This is a genomic window from Alcaligenes faecalis, from assembly GCF_002443155.1.
GTDB lineage: Bacteria > Pseudomonadota > Gammaproteobacteria > Burkholderiales > Burkholderiaceae_B > Alcaligenes > Alcaligenes faecalis.
This window is the reverse complement of record NZ_CP023667.1, coordinates 2,657,272-2,677,362: the sequence shown is the minus strand read 5'-3', so window position 1 is coordinate 2,677,362 and position 20,091 is coordinate 2,657,272. Positions and strand designations below refer to the sequence as shown.

Below are 20,091 nucleotides of genomic sequence, written 5' to 3'. Positions count from 1 at the left end.
AGTACCGCTTGACGCATCACTCGGGCGAGCCGACCGGACCAGACGCACAGGTCCTGAATTAGGCCAGATTTGCCGCTTTGATGCCAGCGTTCCATTGTGCCCTCAAACACCCCAAAACAAAAAATACGGCGACTGATCTTCTACGGGTAAACCCGTAAGCCGATTCGTTGACGTCGCGTTTTTTCGGCTCCTATAATTCTATCAAGTTCACTATAAGAGAAACAGGTTCAGCATAATGAACAATATCGCGGCATCATTGATTAGCAAACTGAAGGATCCCAGCCTGGCAAAAGATCAGTCCTGGACCGCTCAGGGTTGGGTCAGCGCAGGTGATGGCAATACATTTGCCGTTCTTAATCCTGCTACGGGCGAGTGCCTGGCCAATGTCGCCAGCCTGGCCACGAAAGAAATTGAAGCGGTCATCAGCGATGCTGAAGTGGCTCAGCGCGAATGGAAGGCTCGCAGTGGGCACGAGCGTGCCAAGTTGTTGCGCGCCTGGTTCGATGCCTTGGTTGCCAACGCAGACGATCTGGCCACCATCATGACCATGGAGCAGGGCAAGCCCTGGGCCGAGGCGCGTGGTGAAGTGCTGTACGCCGCTTCCTTTGTGGAATGGTTCAGCGAAGAAGCCAAGCGCGTATATGGCGACGTGGTCGGACACCCCCAGGCGGATAAACGCATTGTGGTGGTCAAGCAGCCCGTTGGTGTGTGTGCGGCCATCACTCCCTGGAACTTCCCTGCGGCCATGATTACCCGCAAGGTGGCTCCTGCTCTGGCCGCCGGTTGCAGCATTATTGTTCGTCCTGCCGACCTGACTCCCCTGACCGCTGTCGCGCTGGCCGTACTGGCCGAGCGCGTCGGTATCCCCGCTGGCGTGTTCCAGCTGGTGACCGGTCAATCTCGTGTGGTGGGTGCTGCCCTGACGGAAAGCCCCATTGTGCGCAAGCTGTCCTTTACCGGCTCGACCGAAGTGGGTCGTTTGCTGATGGCGCAATGTGCTCCCACCATCAAGCGCCTGTCCCTGGAACTGGGTGGCAACGCACCGTTCATCGTGTTTGACGATGCTGACCTGGATGCCGCCATTGAAGGCGCCATGGCCTCCAAGTACCGCAACAGCGGCCAGACTTGCGTGTGTGCCAACCGCTTCCTGGTGCAAGACGGTATTTACGATCGCTTTGCCAAGGCATTAAGCGAACGTGTTGCGGCCCTGAAAGTGGGCAACGGCATGGAAGAGGGCGTGGAACAAGGTCCGCTGATCGAACAAAAAGCCGTCAACCGTCTACGCGAATTGATTGATGATGCCGTCGAGCACGGTGCCAGCGTTCTGCAAGGTGGCCAGCCTCATCCTCTGGGCGGTACGTACTTCTCACCCACCGTGTTGGGTGATGCAACACCGGCCATGCGCGTGGCTCGTGAAGAATTGTTTGGCCCTGTGGCGCCTTTGTTCCGCTTCAAGGATGAAGCCGAAGCGATCGCGATGGCCAATGACACCGAATATGGTCTTGCTGCCTACCTGTTCACCCGCGACAACGCACGTGCCTGGCGCATGGGCGAAGCGCTGGAATACGGCATGGTCGGCGTCAATACCGGTTTGATTTCCAACGAAGTGGCTCCGTTTGGTGGCGTCAAGCAATCCGGTCTGGGTCGCGAAGGCTCCCGTTACGGAATCGATGAATACCTGGAAATCAAATACATGTGCCAGCAGCTGTAAGTTGATACATGCCCGCGCCCAGCGCAGCGAAGGGGGCCGCTCTTATAGAGAGAGCGCCCCATCAGCAGAACCCCACAATAAGCTAAATAAAGGAGACGCTATGTCTATCCTGTCTGCAACCCCACGAAAATTGACTTTGGCCCTGACACTGGCCACCGCTGGCATCATGGCTAGCACGACTGCCACCGCTGATGATGTCAAACCCATCAAGATTGGTGTGGTGACTTTCTTGTCCGGCGCTGCTTCCGGTCCGTTTGGCGTGCCTGCCAAGAACGCCGCTGAACTGACGGCTGCCCAATTGAATGAAGGTAAAGTACCTGCCCCTTACAACACCAAGGGTCTGGGTGGCGCACCGATTGAACTGGTCTTTATCGACGAGAACGGCGGCACGGCCAAACAGGTTAGCGAATACCGCAACCTGGTTCAGCAACAGAACGTGGACATCGTGGTTGGCTACATCTCCTCGGGCGATTGCCTGGCCGTCGCCCCCGTTGCTGAAGAGCTGAAAAAACTGACGCTGATTTTCGACTGCGGCACACCGCGCCTGTTTGAAGATGCCAGCTACAAATACGTGTTCCGTCCTGTGGCCCACGCCACCATGGACAACGTGGCGGCTGCCCGCTTTGTGCTGGAGCGCAACCCCGAGCTGAAAAGCTACGCTGGTATCAACCAGAACTACGCCTGGGGCCAGGACGCCTGGCACGACTTTGAAGGCACGCTGCAAGCCCTCAAACCCGGTGTAGAAGCCAAGACTTCGCAAATGCCTAAACTGGGCGCCGGTCAGTACAACGCTGAAATCTCGTCCTTGATGGCCGCCCGTCCTGAAGTGATTCACTCCAGCTTCTGGGGTGGCGATCTGGAAGGCTTCGTGGTGCAGGCTCTGCCACGTGGTCTGTTCCGCAACACCCTGACCGTGCTGACCGCTGGTGAAACCGCGACACACCGTGCCAACAACCAGATTCCTACCGGCACCATCATCGGTGCTCGCGGCCCACACGCTGCTTTCGCTCCTGACAATGAATTGAACCGTTGGTTGCGTGCCAGCTACCGCGAGCAATTCAATGCCGATCCTAGCTACCCATCCTACAAGATGACGCAAACCCTGCTGGGTCTGAAAGCCGCTTACGAAAAAGCCCAGGCTGCCAACGAAGGCAAAGCGCCTTCCACCGAACAAGTGATCAGCGCCTTTGAGCACCTGACTTTCGAGAGCCCATCGGGTGACGTGACCATGTCCCTGGGTAAAGGTCACCAGGCTGTTCAAGGTACGACCTTGGGCGTGGTGAAAAACGATAAAGGCGTGATCAGCTACACCGACTTGCGTCACTTCAAACCCGAAGAAGTCACTCCTCCCGAAGGCGTGAAGTCCATCGACTGGATCAAGGGCGGTTTGAAGCACTAAGTTGAGCAAGCGTCCCGCAAGGGACGCTGCCCTGAAAATCCGGGCATGCAAGATCTTGTTTTGCATGTCCGGTTTTTACCGCTAGGCCACTCCCAGGTAAAAGCTTCTCCCATAAGGGGAAGCGCGCCGAAGGCGTGGTGGCATTTTTTATTCCATTTCCACAGAAACCGACTATGTCTCTTCTTTCTGCTGCCCTAATAGATGGCATCATGTACGCCGCCTGGCTGTTTCTGGTCGCGGTCGGACTCACGCTGATCTATGGTGTGATGAAGATCCTGAACATGGCCCACGGCAGCCTCTATACCATTGGCGCCTATACCGCCGTCACCATGGTGACGCAGTGGCTCTCTACCGATCAAAGCCCTTATGGCAGCTATCTGATGCTGATCCTGGCCGCGGTTATTGCCGGTCTGGTCCTGGGGCTTGTCATTGAATATGGCTTGCTGCGCTTCTTCTACCAGGAAGAACCTGTTGTCTCTTTGCTGATTACCTATGCGGTCTTCCTGATTCTGGAAGATACCGTCAAGCTGGTCTGGGGCGTGGATCCTTATGTGATCGCCGAACCTTACGGTCTGTTGGGTAACGTCGAATTCGGCGACCTGTTCTACCCCACCTACAGCTTTGTGATTGTTGTTGCTGCCATTCTGGCTGGCCTGTTCCTGACCTTGTTCCTGAAGTATTCGCGTCAGGGCCGCATCCTGCTGGCCGTGATTCATGACCGCGAAGTCAGCCAGGCCATGGGCATTAACGTGCAACGCTACTTCCTGCTGACCTTTATTGCAGGCGCCACGCTGGCCGCCCTGGGTGGTGCGCTGACCGCTCCTACGATTTCTGTTGCTCCCGGCATGGGTGTCGAGGTCATTGTGATGGCCTTCGCCGTGGTCGTGATCGGTGGTCTGGGTTCCTTGCCCGGTGCCGCTCTCGGTGCCGTGATCGTTGGCCTGGTGCGCTCCTTTGCCGTGCATTACTGGCCCGAAATCGAACTTTTCTCCATCTACGCGGTAATGGCACTGGTGTTGGCCGTCCGTCCTAAAGGATTGTTTGCTGCTGCCGAGGCCCGAAAGATATGAACAAGACCAACATTACGCTTAAGCAGGGCATGATTGCCCTGGTCATTACGGTGGCCGCCCTGATTGTGGGCTTTGGCTTGCCATCCTGGCAGTTCCTGATCACGGTGGCATTGGCCAAGGGCCTGGTTGCCCTGGGCGTGGTGCTCCTGCTGCGCTCGGGCCTGGCTTCCTTTGGCCAGGGTCTGTACTACTGCATCGGCGCCTATGGTGTCGGTATGGCCATGAACTACCTGGACTGGCGTGAAACCCTCATCCTGCTGCCATTTGCCGCTGCGTGCGCGGCGCTGCTGGCCTGGGTGCTGGGTTTCCTGTTGGCTCGCTACCGCGATATTTTCTTTGCCATGCTCAGCCTGGCTCTGTCCATGATCATGTACGGCCTGCTGGTGCGTAACCCCAGCCTGGGCGGCAGTGACGGCTTTAACGTGCACGCGCCTTCCTTCATGTGGGGGGCCTTTGCTGAAACCCTGTCGCGTCCCGGCGTGTTTGTCCTGACCGTGGTGCTGGTGGGTTTTGTGCTGTGGGCCATGCAAGGCTTTCTGCGCAGCCGTGCTGGTCGTCTGGGACCAGCAATCAAGGACAATGAAATCCGCGTTGAATACCTGGGTGCTTCGGCTTATCGCAATATTCATCTGAGCTACGTGCTGGCTGCGGCTCTGGCCGGTCTGGGCGGTGCCCTGTCCTCGCTGAGCATCGGTCACGTGGACCCTGAACTGGCGTTCTGGACCACCTCGGGCGAGTTCATCTTTATTGCTGTGCTGGGCGGTACCCGCAATGCTTACGCGCCTTTCCTGGGTGCCTTGAGCCTGGAACTGATCCGCACACTGGCCTACCAATATGCCCCTAACACCTGGCAGATTGTCATGGGTGTCAGCATGTTGGCCCTGATTGTGTTCTTGCCCGGTGGCCTGATCAGTATTCTGAACCGTCGCAATGCGGCTGCTACCTCCAACGATTCCTCTTCACCGACAGGGGCCCGCTCATGAGTCAGTCTCCCTTGATTTCCGCTAAAGGTTTGTGCAAGCAGTTTGGCGCTGTCCACGCTGCACGCGATATGACCGTTGATATCCATGCGCAAACCATTACGGGCCTGATCGGTACCAATGGCGCAGGTAAAACCACTTTCGTGAACATGTTGACCGGCTACATGAAGCCGGACTCCGGCAATATCTTTTTTGCCGGTCGCGAGATCACGGGTTTGCCACCACGGGAAGTGACCCGTATGGGTATCGCCCGTTCTTTCCAGATTCCGCAGCTGTTTACCTCGCTGAACGCCCTGGAAAACGTGGAAATTGCCTTGGGCGTGGCCAAGCAGCCCTTGTCCGAAGCCAGTGCGATTCTGGAGCGTTTCGGCCTGAGCGCCTTCGCCCAGTCCCAGGCAGGCACCTTGCCCGAAGGGATTCGCAAGCTGCTGGACATTGCGCTGGCCATGGTGGCCCAGCCTAAAGTGCTGTTGCTGGACGAGCCCACCAGTGGCGTGGCCAGTGACGAGAAATTTGAAGTGATGGACCGTGTCATGAAAGTGGTCCGTGATGCGGGCGTGACGGTTCTGTTTGTGGAGCACGATATGGAAATCGTGCGTCGCTACAGCGATCGTGTGCTGGCTTTCTACGACGGCACCATTTTGGCCAACGGCACGCCAGACGAAGTGCTGGCCCATGAGCAGGTCCGTGAATACATCATCGGCGAGCCGGTGGGACGCAATAAACAGGAGGCCGAGAATGCTGCTTGATGTCAAAAATCTGGATGTACGTATTGGCCCCACCAGCATCCTGCGCCAGGTAAACCTGCAAGTGCGCCAAGGCCAGATCGTGGGTCTGGCCGGTCGTAATGGCGCGGGTAAAACCACGCTGATGCGTACCGTGATGGGCTTGCTGGCCGTGGACAATGGCTCGGTCATGTTTGATGGTCAGGAACTGGCCAAGATGCCTGCGTACCGTCGCACCAGCCTGGGTATGGGTTTTGCCCCCGAGGATCGCAAACTGATCCCCGAGCTGAGCGTGGAAGAGAACATCCGCCTACCCGCCTGGGCCCTGAAATCCCAGGATATTGAAGAGCGTCTGGAACGTGTCTGGCGCATCATCCCTGAATTGAAAGTATTCGGCCCACGCCGCGCCCTGCAACTGTCGGGTGGTCAGCAGAAGCTGGTCGCGATTGGCCGTGCCTTGATGACTGCCGACAAGCTGCTTTTGCTGGACGAGCCTTTTGAAGGTGTCGCTCCTGCGCTGTCCAAGCGTATTGCAGAAGTGGTGGGCGAGTTGAGCAAAGAGGGCTTCAGTGCCTTGTTGTCCGGTGCTGACTTGCAGCACGCGGGCAATGTGATTGATTACACCTACCGGATGGACCGCGGCCGTATCGAAGTACCGCAGCCCGCCATACCATAAGGAGCAAGCCCATGTCGGCATTCGAGTTCAGAACCACCCCCGCTATTTATGTTGAAAGCGGAGCCGCTGCCCGGCTCGGTCAGATCCTGCGCAAGCGTTACTCGCAAGAGCGCGTTTGTCTGGTGACCGACCGATTCCTGCACGAAAGCGGCTTGCTGGATCCTGCCCTGGCCGATCTGAAAGCCAACGGCTGGACCGTGCAAGTGATTGACGATGTTATTGCCGATCCTCCAGAGCACATCGTTTTGCAGGCAACTGAGCGCGCTCGTCAGGCCAAGACGGAAATCGTCGTCGGCCTGGGTGGCGGTTCGTCCATGGACGTGGCCAAATTGTTGGCCGTCCTGCTGGCATCCGACCAGCCCCTGCAAGAGATGTACGGCATTGATAATGTGCGCGGCTCGCGCCTGCCCTTGGTGCAGATCCCGACCACGGCGGGAACAGGCTCGGAAGTGACGCCTATTTCCATCGTGACCACCGGCGAAACCACCAAATCCGGCGTGGTGGCTCCCGAGCTGTACGCAGACCTGGCCATTCTGGACTCGGAACTGACATTGGGCCTGCCTCCCCGTATTACGGCGGCGACCGGTATTGATGCCATGGTGCACGCCATCGAAGCCTACACCAGCCGCATCCTGAAAAACCCGCTCTCGGACAACCTGGCCAAACAAGCCTTGCGTCTGATTGGTGGCAAGCTGGTGCACGTTTGTCGTAACGGCAAGGATGCCGCCGCACGTCAGGACATCCTGCTGGGTGCGACCTTGGCTGGCCAGGCCTTTGCGAACGCCCCCGTGGGTGCTGTACACGCCTTGGCTTACCCGATCGGTGGTATTTTCCACGTGCCACATGGCTTGTCGAACTCGCTGGTGCTGCCACACGTTCTGCGCTTCAACGCTCCGGCCGCCGCTCCGCTGTATGCCGAACTGGCTGAAGTGCTGATCCCCGGCATCCAGGGTGATGAGACCTCCAAGACCGAAGCCTTCATCAACTTCATGGAACAGATCGCCATTGATACCGGCATCGAGCGTCAACTGCGCGAAGTCGGCATCAAGGAAAGCGACCTGCGCCGTATGGCCCAGGAAGCCATGAAACAAACCCGTCTGCTGGGCAACAACCCCCGCGACGTGACCGAAGACGACGCCTTCGCTATTTACAGCGCTGCGTTCTGATAGACCGCTAACAGCGGAAACCTTTTTGCCTGAGTCTGGTGCTGTGCCGGCTCAGGCCTTTTTTTTGCCTGCGAAATGGTGGTAGCGACGTTAATAGAGAGAGGGAGTGGAAGTTAGGGGGAGTAGCTGTGAGCTATGACACTTCGGTTTCCGCTTTGGTAGGCGGCAGGATAACGGTGCTGTGTCTGCTTGATGAGTGTCAGAACGAACGAGCAGGTCGTACTTTGGGATGGGCTGATTGTACTAGTCGTGATTTTTTAGGTTATCAGGGTTATGGTATTATTAATCATCATAAATAACCTTCAAGGAGTATATCCATGAGCGTCCTGGTAAGTAGTCCCAGTGTCTCGACCTTGGTGGGTACGCCCAAAGAGGTTAAGGCTCGCTTGGGCCGTTCGCAGGCCGAGCAGGTGCTGGTGCTGGCTTTCGATCACATCAAGCCTGCCGCTTTCAAGGCTTTGGCCGAGAATTTCACCAATGTGGCCTCGTCCATGTTCGAGGTCTTGCAGGAGCGGCAGGACAAGGAGTCGCTGGAGCGTCTGGCTGAAGTGCTGGTGCCCCGCACGCCACCATCGCCCCGTCTGCTGAAAGAAGCCGCCATGCTGGTTCAGGCCCGCACTGCGGTGCTGGAAAGCGGGGATTGGCTTAGTGCTGCTGATGTGGCGCAACTGGCGGGCTTAAGCACCCGTAACCCTAGCGCCCAGCCTAATAAGTGGAAGAAGCAGGGGCAGATTTTTGCCATCAATCATGGTGGCGCGGATTACTTTCCTGGCTATGGCCTGGACCCGGCTACCAGCTTCCGTCCTGCCAAACCATTGGCTCAGGTTCTGGAGATTCTGGCCGGGCATAAAGATAGCTGGGGCATGGCCTACTGGTTCATGTCCAGCAACAGCTTTTTGGGTGGTAAGCGGCCGCAGGACTTGTTGATGTCTGCACCGGAAAAGGTCATTGCCGCTGCTCAAGACGAAGTACAAGCCGTGGTTCATGGCTAAGCCAGCGTCGCCCGCGGCCGCTGATAAAAAGCACATTCCACAGGAGGGGGGATCGGCAATCTCCGCTCCAGGTGGTGAGCTGCGTTTGACCTTGATGGAGTGGCCCAAAGGGCAGTTATTGCATCGCGTTCATCAAGATAAATATTTGGCGACCCAGTTCAACCCAGGTACGCAGGGCAATGCGCGTTTCAGTCCAATTCAGGATGAGAAGGGCAGGGCCATTCCCACCTTGTACGGCGGCACCAGCCGCGATTGTGCCATGATGGAAACCGTCTTTCATGACGTTCCGCACGCCGCTAGCTTTAAAAGTTATGACAAGAAAAAGCTGCTGGGGCAGGTGCATTCCACCGTGCTGCTGAATGCGCCTTTGGTTCTTGTCGATCTGGCCAGTGTCCCGCTAAGGAAACTGGGTGTGACACGCAAGCAACTGATCGACACCGAAAAAGATCAGTATCCGGCAACCCGTTTGTGGGCTGCTGCGATTTATCGGCAATGTCCGCAGGCCCAAGGCTTGTGCTGGGTGTCCCGGCAGGATGATTCGGCACGGGCCGTGATGCTCTTTGGGGACCGCATTGCCAAAAGCGCCTTGAAGCCTCAAGGCCCATCCCACAGCTTGAGCGAAGACCCGGCCAGCTACGATGCCGTGCTGGATCTGGCTGAACGGATCGGGGTGCTGATCGTTCCAGGTCGCGGGTAAGCCGCCCATATTTCAGACCTAACGTCTGCTTACAAGAGCAGTTCTGTCCGGGACAGAGAGTGGGCCCTTCAGCGTACTAAACTAGCCGGGCTTCGCAGGGCATGACATGGCTTATCACCCTATGTCCTGACGCCGTCAGCAATGGTGTTCTTCCATCTGCTGTCATTGTTGAATCGATTGCTTTTTACTCTCCATGACCGCGATCTCACTTTCTTCCTTACAAAACCGGCGGACGCTGACTTTATGTCTGGCCGGTGCAGTGCTGGGCCTGCTTGAATGGGTGGCCTTCAGCAATCTGATGATGGCGCCCGCGCCGCGTGAGCATATCTGGGTGTCTTTGCTGTTGGCGGTGGGAATCTTTGGTGTGGCCTCTTTCACCTTGCTGATGCACATTTCTGTGCGCAAGGCCTTGCTGGTGTCCCTGGGTTTGGGGGTGGCTAGTGCAGCGCTGATCTTGCAGGCGCAAGGGGGATATGCAGAGGTCGCCCTTTTTTGGCGAGCCCCGCAGATGTGGGTGGCAATGGGGCTGCTGGCGACCGTTACTCTGCCGTTTCTTGCCATTCTGGTAGAGCACCCACGGGACTGGGCTGATTACCGTCGCTTGTTCGAGCTTAGCTGGTCCATGGTGTGTTCCTGGGCGGTGGCCTTGTTCTTCTGCGGCCTGGCTTGGGGCGTGCTGATGGCGTGCCATATGCTGCTCAGCTTTGTCGGCATTCCCCTTTTGGGGGATGTGCTGCTGGAGCCTACGGTTGCGGCTGTGGTGTCAGGTGCTTTGGTAGGAGCAGGTCTGGCGCTTGCTTCGGACTCGGATGGCGGCTATCTGTCTCCGATTCTCTTGCTGAAGCTGCTGCGTTTGCTGACCCCGGTTTTGCTGGTGGTGATGGTGGTGTTCATCGTGGCCTTGCCCTGGCGCACGGGTGAAGGTCTGCCACTGGCCGCCTTGTGTGTGGCGGCCGTTCTGGGGGCCTCGACTCTGGTGTCTTCTGTTGTTGCGGACGAGGACACGAATGCCAGCGCCACACCGTTGTTGCGCGCTTCGGCCCGTTTGCTGGGCTTTGTCATGCCCGTGCTGGCAGGCGTTGCCTTGTGGGCGATAGGGGAGCGAGTTGCTCAATATGGTTGGACCCCAATTCGTGTTCTGGTAACGACGGCAGCGCTGGTGGCGGCGGGCTATGGTTTGAGCTACTTCTGGGCTTCCTGCCACCCTCAAAACTGGATGGCGCGAGTACGTCGCTCCAATGTGGGGATGGCGTTGGTTCTGATTGTGCTGGCCATTATCTGGCTGCTGCGCATTGGCTCTCCCGAAGCGATTTCGGCGGCTTCGCAAGTGGCTCGGCTGGAGGCCGGTACCTTAAGCGCGGATGACTTCCCGGATACGGAAATGAGAATGTATTGGGGGCTGCCAGGGCAGAGGGCCATGGACTATGTGGTCGAGAAAAACCTGTTGCTTGGCAGGTCCGAGGAAGGGTCTGAAGAAGCTGTGCCGGATCAGGAGCTGGAAGTCTGGAACATAGGTGAGGACAAAGCGCGGCAGATGCTCTTGAGCTCCTTGCCCAGCTCTCCGGCTGATCATCCTTTGCGTCAGTCTTTTATCGAAACCTATCCAGGCTGGGATATTGCTTATCTGGCCAAGGCTTGCGAGACTCGAACGCCGGGTGACCATGCCGGTTGCTTGCTGGTATTTGTGGATTTGTTGCCGGGCGAAACTGGAGACGAAGCAATTGTTCTGTCGGTCAACAATCCCATGAATATGGGTGCTGTGTTTGTGCAGACAGCAGAAGGGGGCTGGGAGAAGGCGACAGGTTTTACGCCGGGCTTGTCTCTGGACAATATGGGCGACGTTATTGATGGCATTCATGCCAAGGGAGCGGTGATTGAACCCGCTCCTTTCAATGTATTGACCTTGCCCGATGGCGGCTTTGTGGGGGCGGCTCAGCGCCCTTGATGGCAGGGCGCTGAGGTGGTGTTCAGAGGTGATGCTTTCGGTTCGAAGGCATCACGGCTGGGCCGCAATTCGCAGGGCGGGTTTCAAGGAGGCGGCCAGCATCTGCCCGTGGTTCAGCTCGCTGAAGTTCTCGTAGCTGACGTTCAGCCCGGCCTCTTGCAAATGCTTGGCCATATCCTGTGTGGACCATTGTGCCGCGGCATTACTCATGGATGTACTGCGGCGCTGTCCGCCGACCATGATGGCGATCTGCTTGTCCTTGGCCCGCGTCGTATCAAACGCCTGAGCCGTCTTGACCAGAATCCCGTCGTACCACCACAGGGAAGGGTCACCGGCTACGTAACGCTGGTACAGATCCGGGTGGGTGAACAGCGTATGCAAGGTGAACAGGCCGCCATAAGAGTGGCCCCACAGGGTCTGGCGGGAGCGATCAATAGGCTCGCGTTCTTCCACGGCTGGCTTGATGTGCGTTTCTATATAGTCCAGAAAAATATCCGCACCGCCCCCTGAACGACCCCGTACTTCCACCGGCTTGCTGACGCCGTTTTCCGTGACCGGAGGCGTGTAGTCGAAGGAGCGGGCAATCACATCGTGACGCGCTTCGGTGTCGTAGCCAATGGCAACCAGTACCGGCGCAGACAGGGCGCTGATGGCTTTCAGGTCGTCCACGTCAATACTGGCCATGGCGGCATTGCCATCCACCATATAAATCACCGGATGACCGCGTGCGGGGGCGGGGCGGTTCGGGGTACCTATCTGTATTTTGTAGTGCCGCTTGCCGTCTTCCGAGGACATGATCAGCGTCTCGAAGCGGTACAGGCTTTGTTGCTGGTCCACGATGGTGGGACCCACTGATTCGTTCCAGGGGCGGGTAGTTTGTTGGGCTTGGGCGGGAAGTGTGCAGGCCAGGCAGAGCGTGGCGGCACTGAGCAGAAAGCGGGGCAGGGAGGTCATTATCAAATTGTAGGGCGATAAGGTAAGTTGATAATGATTATTATTACATCCTACGGCCTCTGTAGTGACGAATCAATTTATACAGCTGGTAAGCCGCGATGCTACTAAAGAGCAACGCGGGGACAGACCAGACTGCTCCTCCACTGATCAGGTTGCTACCATCAGGCCCATAGCAGCTTGAAGAAGCGGCTTGAATGCAGTCGCGATACTGGTAATAGCGTTCGTAAAATAGCCACCAGAAAAAGAGAGCAGCGATGGTATGGATCATAAATTTCATGCTGGTTCAGCGTACAGAGACAGGCTTGCCTGCCAGTCTATCCTGCTAGCGCAGGTTTCATGACGGTAAGGGTAGAAATATGAAGCCGCCATATAATTGAGAATGTATGCTATTCTCATGTGGCCTATTTCACCTTTTCCCACCATCCGCGCCATTAAAGAATTATTTGCGGACCTGGCTCGGGCTGCTTGCTCCCACACTCCTATGATCAGATTTACGGTATCGGATTTTGACCGACTCGGTAGTCCGACGGGTTTTCGCTATTGCTTGCCGGATTACAACGGTCCCAAGCAGGACATGGAGCAGGTTTGTATTGCCGAAGGGCGGGTGCAGGAATACGAGGTCCGGCCCGGCATGAAGATGGTGCTTTCAGATATCATCACTCACCACCAATACGAGGCGACCTCTTTGGCCGCGCCGCAGTTCTCGGCCATCGTCATATTGCAGGGACGGGCGCAGACTCAGCTCGCCAGCCAAAATACGGTCGGCATGATGGCCCAAACTGGGGCCACCCTTGCACATGCCGACGCGGTGGCCATGACAGGAACTCATCCTGCTGGGCAGCGTCTGCGTGGCTTAAACATCACTGTACATAAGCCTGACAGCTTGGCTGACTCGCCGTTGGGGGAGATGCTGGCCAACGTCATGGGTTCTTCGCGGATACGATTGCAGCGCTGGGCGGTGCCCCCGCATTTGTTGACCGCGATCGATCAGTTGATAGACAGTCCCTGGCAGGGCACCTTGCACAATCTGTTGTTGGAGGGAGTCAGCTTGCAAGTGCTGGCGCATGCGCTGGATGGCCTGGCCCGAGAAACAGAAAGCGATTCTCCCGTCTCCGCACGCGACCGACAATTGCTGGAACGCGTCAGAGAGCGCCTCTACCATTCGCCCGGCGAGGATCACACCTTGGCAGATCTGGCCAAACTGGCCTGCATGAGTCCCAGCACCTTACGGGTGAAGTTTCAGGCGGTCTATCAATGCTCGGTATTTGCTTGGCTGCGTGAGCGCAGGCTGGAACTGGCCCGAGAGTATCTGGCGCAAGGCTGGAGCGTACAGCAGGCGGCCCATTATGTAGGCTATCGCCATGCCACCAACTTCGCCACGGCATTCCGTGAGCGCTACGGTATCTCACCCAGCGAGTTGAACTAGGCTGTCCCGTCATTGCCCAAAGCTCTTCAGGCATTGCGCATTCCCTGACGACGATTACGTCGGTCATGCTGAAAGACCCTGCCCCTTGGGGGCCGCTTCTTTTTGTATGTGACTGTGCCGCCTTTCCTGCTTCCGCCGTATCCCTTGATGGTTTTGATGTTGGGCCTGCTCGCCTGCGTGGCACCGGCCACCATTGATGCCTATTTACCTGCATTTAGCGCTCTGGAACAGGAGTTCAGTGTGCCGCCACAAAGCGTGCAGCAGACTCTGGGCGTGTACATGTCTGCCTATGCGGCCATGTTGTTATTACACGGTACCTTGTCAGATGCCTGGGGCCGCAAGCCGGTGGTGTTGGCCTCACTGCTGGTTTATGTGGCAGGTTCAGTGATGGCCGCCGTGGCACCCAGTTTCTCCTTCTTGTTGGCGGGCCGTGTCCTGCAAGGCTTGTCTGCCGGAGCGGGTCTGGTGATCGGGCAGGCCATGGTGCGTGACTGCTATGAGGGGCAGCAGGCGCAGCGCACATTTTCTTATATCGTGCTGGTGTTCAATGTCTCGCCTGCGCTGGCACCGATTGTGGGCGGGCAGTTGATCGCCCATCTGGGCTGGCGCTCCGTGTTCTGGATGCTGGCCGTATTGGCCGCGCTGGCTGCTTGCCTGTGCGCCCTGCGCCTGCCAGAGACCCTGCCGACGTCCAGACGGCAGCCTCTTGTCTGGGCGCAGTTGCGGGTCGAGCTATGGATTTTGTTGCGCAACATCCCTTTTATGGGGATGAGCCTGGCTTTGAGCTTGTTGATCGGTGCCCAGGCATTTCTGATTGGTGCCGCGCCTGATTTCATCACCCATACCTTGAAGCTGCCTGAGACGGCGTTTGCCGCCTTGTTCGTGCCCTTGGTGATTGGGGCCAGCGCGGGAGCCTTGGCCTCAGCTCAGCTTGCCCGCCGTTGGGAAGCGCGCAAGATGATTACTTGTGCCTATGGCTTGATGCTGGGGAGTTGTCTGGTCTATGTGGCCTACCTGGCCCGTGTTGCGGAGCCCGCACTGCCGTGGGCGGTCGGGTTGCCGGCATTGTTTGCCGCCGGGCTGGCCATACTGTTTCCCGTGATGACCATGCAGGTCTTGGCGCAGGTTCCCGCACGCTCGGGGCTGGCGGCTTCCTTGCTGGGGTTTTGTCAGATGGCTACCTTTTCCCTGGTCAGTGGCTGGTGCGTGCCTTGGGTCTACGGGCAGCCTGTGCGTATGGCGGCCGCGATGCTGTTGGCCGTATTTGCCAGCCTTGCAGCCTGGCTTTGGCTGCAAAAGCGTGCAGATCGGGCCGTTTCATAGGCAGGACTGATGTTTGGCATAGCGTTTTTGCGTTTATGAATACATCGCTACGAAGCATGAAGATGATAATTATTCGCATCTAAAACCTTTGCTGAGATCCACCTTCATGTCTGCCGTTTCTTCCAGCTCTGCTCGCCTGCGAGTGCGTTTGCTGACACCTCTTACTCGTTCCGCCATGTTGCTGGCGGCGACGGGCAGCCCGGTCTGGGCGCAGGACAAGGCTCCTGATCAATCCCCTGTGGAGCTTTCCACGATTACGGTCAAAGGCAATCGAGATCCGGGAGTGACCGAAACCAGCCAGTCCTACACCACCAAGGCAATGAGCACGGCCACGGGTTTGTCACTGTCCATTCGTGAAACACCGCAATCGGTCAGCGTGGTGACCCGCCAGATGATGGAAGATCGCGGTATGCAGACAACGGCCGATGCCCTGCAAAGCGCACCGGGTATTTCTGTGACGCGCAGCGATACCAACCGTTATTCCTTTTCTTCGCGTGGTTTTGGTATCGATAACTATCAGTTTGATGGCTGGACCCAGCCGGTGCTCTCGCCCTGGGCCTTTGGTGAAAGCAATCTGGACCTGGTGGTGTTTGATCGGGTTGAAGTGGTACGCGGTGCGACAGGTTTGATGACGGGGGCGGGTAGCCCATCGGCTTCGGTCAACTATGTACGCAAGCGTCCCTTGCGTGATTTTGCGGTATCGGGGGGCGTGGACGTAGGTAGCTGGGACTTTGCCCGTGGCTATGCTGATGTTTCCACGCCCATTACCGAAGATGGACGTATTCGCGGACGTATTGTGGGGGCTTATGGCAAGGCCAATAGCTACACCAGTTTGCAGGACACGAAGACGCGCACCTTGTATGGCGTGATTACGGCTGACCTGATGCCCGGCATGGAGTTGACCGGTGGAGTGGCCTATCAGTCCAGCTCGAACAATGGTTTTGGCAGTGGTTTTCCGCTGTTCTATAGCGATGGTTCGCGTACAGACTTCAAGCGCTCTGTTTCCAACAATACGGACTGGTCGCGCATCGAGAATGACACCACCACAGGCTTTCTGGATTTAAGCCATCAGTTTGCCAATGACTTGAAGCTGCGTCTGACTTATAACCAGTCACACACCGATGCGTCCATGAAGCAGATTTTCCGGGGCGGCTACCCGGATCGGGAAACCGGCTTGGGTACTGCCAACTCCTATTCCTATTACAAAGGGGATGTACGTCGCAAAGCATTCAACGCCTCCTTGTCCGGCCCCTTCGAGCTGTTCGGTAAAGAGCATGAGTTCTCTTTGGGCTGGATGATGTCCCAGGACCGCGTCTCCTTCCCGCAGTATCGCGCCCTGGCACCTTTGCCGGATGCGGGCAGTTTTTATCAGCCGGGTCGCGTGCCCGAACCCGTGTGGTCAGGCGAGCCCTCCCAGGCGGATGACATGAACAACAGACAGTCCGGTGCCTATGCCGTGGGGCGTTTCGCCTTGATGGATAATCTGCGCTTGATGGTAGGTGGACGCTTGAGCAACTGGGAAACTGACCAGACCTACTTTGGAGCCAAGCGTCAGTATCGCAACCGCAATGAGTTCATCCCTTATGCCGGCCTGATCTACGACTTTGACGATACCTACACGGCTTACGCCAGCTATACGGAAATCTTCAAACCGCAGAACGCCCGTAACGAACAGGGTGATCTTCTGGCTCCCATCACGGGTAAAAGCTACGAGCTGGGCTTGAAGGCCGCCTGGCTGGATGGGCGCTTGAATGGGGCGGTCTCCGTGTTCCAGACCCGCCAGGACAATCTGGCCGAAGCCACGGGCAATAACGTGATCGGCGCGCCACCCAATACCCCCGCCTATCGACCCGTGTCGGGAGCGAAGGTAGAAGGTATCGAGCTGGAACTGGGCGGGGAGTTGATGCCTGGCTGGAATCTGGCCAGCAGCTTGACGACCTTCACAGCCAAGGATGCACAGGGCAAGCCCATCAACACCAGCAAGCCACGGACCTTGTTCAAGCTCTACACCACCTATCGCTTGCAGGGCGATTGGCAAGGGCTGACCGTGGGTGGCGGCATCGATTGGCAAAACCGCATGTACCAGGATGCGACCGCACCGGGCCGTAAAGCGGTCAAGGTAGAGCAGGGCAGCTATGCCATCGTCAACCTGATGGCGCGCTATGACTTCAACAAGCGCATGTCCGCCACGCTGAACGTGAACAACCTGTTCGACAAGAAGTACTACTCGCAGATCGGGTTTTATAACCAGGGCTGGTATGGGGCGCCCCAGAACGTGATGCTGTCCTTGCGGGCGCAGTATTAAGAGGGGAAGGCTGTAGTGCCTGAGATAAGCACAGGCTGACGTAAACCAAAATACGCTTTCACCCTCTATTTTGTAGCCCCAGAGCCTCAAAATAGTGCTTGATTCTATATTTTGAGGCCCTGGGGCTACATTTTTTAGTCTGTCTCTGTAGTCCTCAGATGTGGGTTATTGTCATCTTGTGTCCCTTGGGATACATTTTTAGCTTGATACCAAAAAATTGAGGCCTGGGGGATACAGTGACTACATTAGCGGATGTTGCTGATTTGTTGCGCAGCGTGCGCCGAGAAGCTGGTTTGAGCCAAGAGGCCTTGGCACAACGAGCCGGTGTTTCACGTACAACGGTTGCCCGTATGGAAACGTTGGCCAAAGGAGATATGAGCGTTTCTGTCCTATTGCGTTTGTTGGAAGCGGCTGGTTATGGCATAAAACCAGTAAAAAAAGGATTCTCTCGAACGGTAGAGGATATTTTGGCAGAGCAAAGGGACGGTGAGATCTGATGAAACTGGATGTGCAGGTATGTGGCAGAGCCGTAGCCCAGCTGTATCGGGAGCGTGATGAGTACGTACTGGCTTATTTGCCTGATACTGATCCGGCGGATTTTGTCAGTTTGACGATGCGTGATCAGTGTTCAGGACACCAAAGCCAATAAATCAGTCACCCCAATATCGACGCCCGCCTGATACAACAAGGTGCTGGCCTGACCACGATGGTGAGTCTGGTGATTAAAAAAGTGCGTCACCAAAAGCGCAAAATCCTTCTCCATGCCTTGGCCCGCCATATTGCTATAGCGTAGCGTTTGGCCCAGCTGTTCCACTGTCAGTGTGGCTGCCCAATCAATAATGATCTGGTCCAGCTTGCGGCGGTACTGACCCAGTTCCGCCAAGGTGCCGAATAGCTGCTGTTCCAGTGCATGTGGCTTGGCAAACACCCCGATTTCTTTGCGCAAGGCGTGGACATCAGGATGCTGGGCAAAGCGATGTAGCCAGACGGTGTCCCCAACCGCAATGTGCATCATGGTCTTGAACAGCGAACCAAAGAAGGCCCCACGTTCCTGATGCAAGTCCTGTGCAGAAAGACTCGCAGCTGCATCGTAAAGACGTTGGTTCATCTGGCTGTTGTACGAGGCCATGCGGATGGCGGTTTGGGGTGTCATGGAAAGATCGTCCAGGCAGCGTGATGAGCTTGTGAAAAGTGCTGGGGATACGTATCACCAGCATCTTATGCAGTCGTACAACATAGAGTAAACGGTTTGCAGAACGACTTCCGTTTTTTACGTTCTCGGATAGGTTTCACGTACGCTCAAAGAACTGAGCAAGCCCAGCAAGCTGATGATGACAGCCAAAGACAAGCCGCCTATGTAAGCTGCGTCAGTGGACAGAGAAAGGGATAGAAGATGTGAAACCAGCCATCCATACAAGGATTGAATAATGGCTGTGACTAAAAATACCCCCATGTTCACATAAGCAATTGCGGATCCCGTGATATTGGCCGGCACACTTTCTTTGACCGCAGCAAAACAGACGACCACCTGTACACCGCTGGACAGGCCTATCAGAGCAAAGCACAGATACGCGGTGTACAAGCCGGGGCTGGGGATAAGCATCAAGCACAGCCAGGCTAGTGTGTTGAGAAAGGCGGATACCCAGATAAACAGCTTTCTGGTTTGGAGCTGATCGGAAATCTTTCCAAAAAAAAGAGACGAGAAACCGTAGATCAGTAAAGCAACCGTGATGATCATGGACGCATCCAGGACGGAGATGCCCATCGCACGAGTAAATAAATGCGTGCCCCATAGTCCTGAAAAGGCATAAAACGTGCCATTTGTGCCAGAGATGGCCAGCATGATCAGGGCTAGTTGCTTGTTGGAGACAATAGAGGGCCAAGTGCCGGCAGGGGGCTGATGAACTGTTTTGCTGGTTTTAGGTATCTCGGTAGCCCCAGCGTCTGGAGCACGCCATAAGCAAAAAATCAGAACAGCGAGAACAAGAGTGACCGCACCGACGCCAATAAAGCCCTGCCTCCAACTGACATAGCCCAGGATGAGTAAAGAGGGAGCCTCAGAGAACACAGCCCCCAAGGTGCCAATCAACATTGTCAGTCCGGTGATCAACCCGAACTTGCTGCCATGGAACCAGATGGCATTGTTCTTCATGATGGCCACAAAGACTAAGGACATTCCCAGTCCTACAAGACCGGGCCCCAAAAGTGCCATTCCATAGTTCTGGGCGCTGCCCAAAATGATGGTTCCCAGCCCGGACAGCAAGGTTCCGACCACGGCGGGAATCCGGATTCCATAACGATCAACCACCATGCCTGCGGGGACTTGCATCAGGGTGTAGACCCAGAAATGCAGGGCCGCAATGCTCCCCACAACTGCCAGACCTAGTTCCAGACTGTCGGCTATGTGGGAAGAAAACGTGGCGGGGGAAAAGCGATTGAAAAAGCCGATGAAAAATGCGCAGGATAGCAGGACGTAGCTGATGATTTTTGTTCTCTGATACTTGAACATGCCATGGCTTTGAGCGTGTTTATGCGTGTTTTCTCGCATTCATAAAGTCTTTTTGAAGCGGGCAAATGAATCCTCATGGTAACGTCCGGCGCCTTGGCTGTTGGGTGACTAACTAACTTGAGCAGGTAACGTTTTGTATGTTCAGAGGGGGATACCCAGTTTTGTTAGTTCCAGATATGCCTTCAAAACGAGTTTCATCGCACTGATTGCCGC

Annotated in this window: 17 protein-coding genes; 14 read left to right on the top strand and 3 right to left on the bottom strand. The window is 56.5% G+C overall.

Going from position 1 to position 20,091, the window contains the following annotated elements:
• Nucleotides 1–235: 235 nt before the first annotated feature.
• The 10 genes from CPY64_RS12590 to CPY64_RS12545 all read left to right on the top strand — a co-directional run bounded on the left by CPY64_RS12590 (nucleotide 236) and on the right by CPY64_RS12545 (nucleotide 11,361).
• Nucleotides 236–1,711, top strand: a complete 1,476-nt coding sequence (locus tag CPY64_RS12590) for an NAD-dependent succinate-semialdehyde dehydrogenase (protein ID WP_042487254.1) — start codon at nucleotides 236–238, stop codon at nucleotides 1,709–1,711.
• 100 nt (nucleotides 1,712–1,811) lie between these two features.
• On the top strand, nucleotides 1,812–3,110 hold the full coding sequence (locus CPY64_RS12585) for an ABC transporter substrate-binding protein (protein ID WP_042487257.1): 1,299 nt from the start codon (nucleotides 1,812–1,814) through the stop codon (nucleotides 3,108–3,110).
• A gap of 173 nt (nucleotides 3,111–3,283) precedes the next feature.
• The gene (locus CPY64_RS12580; RefSeq protein WP_035272061.1) at nucleotides 3,284–4,180 is read left to right on the top strand and encodes a branched-chain amino acid ABC transporter permease; all 897 of its coding nucleotides are present in this window, start codon (nucleotides 3,284–3,286) and stop codon (nucleotides 4,178–4,180) included.
• The gene (locus CPY64_RS12575) at nucleotides 4,177–5,163 is read left to right on the top strand and encodes a branched-chain amino acid ABC transporter permease (RefSeq protein WP_042487261.1); all 987 of its coding nucleotides are present in this window, start codon (nucleotides 4,177–4,179) and stop codon (nucleotides 5,161–5,163) included. Before CPY64_RS12580 ends, CPY64_RS12575 begins: the two co-directional genes overlap by 4 nt.
• Nucleotides 5,160–5,909, top strand: coding sequence for an ABC transporter ATP-binding protein (locus CPY64_RS12570; protein ID WP_042487266.1), 750 nt, complete (start codon nucleotides 5,160–5,162; stop codon nucleotides 5,907–5,909). Before CPY64_RS12575 ends, CPY64_RS12570 begins: the two co-directional genes overlap by 4 nt.
• The gene (locus CPY64_RS12565) at nucleotides 5,899–6,561 is read left to right on the top strand and encodes an ABC transporter ATP-binding protein (protein ID WP_042487268.1); all 663 of its coding nucleotides are present in this window, start codon (nucleotides 5,899–5,901) and stop codon (nucleotides 6,559–6,561) included. Before CPY64_RS12570 ends, CPY64_RS12565 begins: the two co-directional genes overlap by 11 nt.
• Nucleotides 6,562–6,572: 11 nt before the next feature.
• On the top strand, nucleotides 6,573–7,727 hold the full coding sequence (locus CPY64_RS12560; protein ID WP_042487271.1) for an iron-containing alcohol dehydrogenase: 1,155 nt from the start codon (nucleotides 6,573–6,575) through the stop codon (nucleotides 7,725–7,727).
• Nucleotides 7,728–8,044: 317 nt separating this feature from the next.
• A complete protein-coding gene (locus CPY64_RS12555; RefSeq protein ID WP_042487274.1) occupies nucleotides 8,045–8,719 on the top strand; it encodes a hypothetical protein in 675 nt (224 codons plus the stop codon).
• Nucleotides 8,712–9,416: an RES family NAD+ phosphorylase gene (locus tag CPY64_RS12550; protein ID WP_042487277.1), complete on the top strand. Its 705-nt coding sequence runs from the start codon at nucleotides 8,712–8,714 to the stop codon at nucleotides 9,414–9,416. Before CPY64_RS12555 ends, CPY64_RS12550 begins: the two co-directional genes overlap by 8 nt.
• A gap of 193 nt (nucleotides 9,417–9,609) precedes the next feature.
• Complete coding sequence (locus CPY64_RS12545; RefSeq protein WP_080723813.1) at nucleotides 9,610–11,361, top strand: DUF4153 domain-containing protein; 1,752 nt, start codon at nucleotides 9,610–9,612, stop codon at nucleotides 11,359–11,361.
• Nucleotides 11,362–11,412: 51 nt separating this feature from the next.
• Here the strand turns inward: CPY64_RS12545 and CPY64_RS12540 are convergent, their stop codons facing one another.
• A complete protein-coding gene (locus CPY64_RS12540; RefSeq protein WP_052362998.1) occupies nucleotides 11,413–12,315 on the bottom strand; it encodes an alpha/beta hydrolase in 903 nt (300 codons plus the stop codon).
• Between the two features lie 481 nt (nucleotides 12,316–12,796).
• On the opposite strand from CPY64_RS12540, the gene CPY64_RS12530 reads away from it, so the two are divergent.
• The 4 genes from CPY64_RS12530 to CPY64_RS12515 all read left to right on the top strand — a co-directional run bounded on the left by CPY64_RS12530 (nucleotide 12,797) and on the right by CPY64_RS12515 (nucleotide 17,866).
• Nucleotides 12,797–13,741 (top strand): helix-turn-helix transcriptional regulator, encoded by a 945-nt coding sequence (locus CPY64_RS12530; RefSeq protein ID WP_042487333.1) that lies wholly within the window; start codon nucleotides 12,797–12,799, stop codon nucleotides 13,739–13,741.
• 147 nt (nucleotides 13,742–13,888) lie between these two features.
• Nucleotides 13,889–15,064, top strand: coding sequence for a multidrug effflux MFS transporter (locus CPY64_RS12525; RefSeq protein WP_042487288.1), 1,176 nt, complete (start codon nucleotides 13,889–13,891; stop codon nucleotides 15,062–15,064).
• A gap of 106 nt (nucleotides 15,065–15,170) precedes the next feature.
• The gene (gene fauA, locus CPY64_RS12520) at nucleotides 15,171–17,369 is read left to right on the top strand and encodes a TonB-dependent alcaligin siderophore receptor FauA (RefSeq protein ID WP_042487291.1); all 2,199 of its coding nucleotides are present in this window, start codon (nucleotides 15,171–15,173) and stop codon (nucleotides 17,367–17,369) included.
• A gap of 236 nt (nucleotides 17,370–17,605) precedes the next feature.
• On the top strand, nucleotides 17,606–17,866 hold the full coding sequence (locus tag CPY64_RS12515) for a helix-turn-helix transcriptional regulator (RefSeq protein ID WP_080723815.1): 261 nt from the start codon (nucleotides 17,606–17,608) through the stop codon (nucleotides 17,864–17,866).
• Nucleotides 17,867–17,997: 131 nt separating this feature from the next.
• On the opposite strand, the gene CPY64_RS12510 is transcribed toward CPY64_RS12515, so the two are convergent.
• On the bottom strand, nucleotides 17,998–18,522 hold the full coding sequence (locus tag CPY64_RS12510) for a DinB family protein (protein WP_042487293.1): 525 nt from the start codon (nucleotides 18,520–18,522) through the stop codon (nucleotides 17,998–18,000).
• Between the two features lie 117 nt (nucleotides 18,523–18,639).
• Nucleotides 18,640–19,878 carry an MFS transporter gene (locus CPY64_RS12505; RefSeq protein WP_226791508.1) on the bottom strand — a complete coding sequence of 413 codons (1,239 nt, stop codon included), beginning with the start codon at nucleotides 19,876–19,878 and terminating at the stop codon, nucleotides 18,640–18,642.
• Nucleotides 19,879–20,091: the final 213 nt, after the last annotated feature.

Excerpts from the sequence above, each read along its gene's own strand:
- CPY64_RS12505 (WP_226791508.1), bottom strand. The coding sequence starts at position 19,878 with ATGTTCAAGTATCAGAGAACAAAAATCATCAGCTACGTCCTGCTATCC.
- CPY64_RS12510 (WP_042487293.1), bottom strand. The coding sequence starts at position 18,522 with ATGACACCCCAAACCGCCATCCGCATGGCCTCGTACAACAGCCAGATG.
- CPY64_RS12580 (WP_035272061.1), top strand. The coding sequence starts at position 3,284 with ATGTCTCTTCTTTCTGCTGCCCTAATAGATGGCATCATGTACGCCGCC.
- CPY64_RS12540 (WP_052362998.1), bottom strand. The coding sequence starts at position 12,315 with ATGACCTCCCTGCCCCGCTTTCTGCTCAGTGCCGCCACGCTCTGCCTG.
- CPY64_RS12525 (WP_042487288.1), top strand. The coding sequence starts at position 13,889 with ATGGTTTTGATGTTGGGCCTGCTCGCCTGCGTGGCACCGGCCACCATT.
- fauA (WP_042487291.1), top strand. The coding sequence starts at position 15,171 with ATGTCTGCCGTTTCTTCCAGCTCTGCTCGCCTGCGAGTGCGTTTGCTG.
- CPY64_RS12555 (WP_042487274.1), top strand. The coding sequence starts at position 8,045 with ATGAGCGTCCTGGTAAGTAGTCCCAGTGTCTCGACCTTGGTGGGTACG.
- CPY64_RS12585 (WP_042487257.1), top strand. The coding sequence starts at position 1,812 with ATGTCTATCCTGTCTGCAACCCCACGAAAATTGACTTTGGCCCTGACA.
- CPY64_RS12530 (WP_042487333.1), top strand. The coding sequence starts at position 12,797 with ATGATCAGATTTACGGTATCGGATTTTGACCGACTCGGTAGTCCGACG.
- CPY64_RS12575 (WP_042487261.1), top strand. The coding sequence starts at position 4,177 with ATGAACAAGACCAACATTACGCTTAAGCAGGGCATGATTGCCCTGGTC.
- CPY64_RS12545 (WP_080723813.1), top strand. The coding sequence starts at position 9,610 with ATGACCGCGATCTCACTTTCTTCCTTACAAAACCGGCGGACGCTGACT.
- CPY64_RS12570 (WP_042487266.1), top strand. The coding sequence starts at position 5,160 with ATGAGTCAGTCTCCCTTGATTTCCGCTAAAGGTTTGTGCAAGCAGTTT.
- CPY64_RS12550 (WP_042487277.1), top strand. The coding sequence starts at position 8,712 with ATGGCTAAGCCAGCGTCGCCCGCGGCCGCTGATAAAAAGCACATTCCA.
- CPY64_RS12565 (WP_042487268.1), top strand. The coding sequence starts at position 5,899 with ATGCTGCTTGATGTCAAAAATCTGGATGTACGTATTGGCCCCACCAGC.
- CPY64_RS12590 (WP_042487254.1), top strand. The coding sequence starts at position 236 with ATGAACAATATCGCGGCATCATTGATTAGCAAACTGAAGGATCCCAGC.
- CPY64_RS12560 (WP_042487271.1), top strand. The coding sequence starts at position 6,573 with ATGTCGGCATTCGAGTTCAGAACCACCCCCGCTATTTATGTTGAAAGC.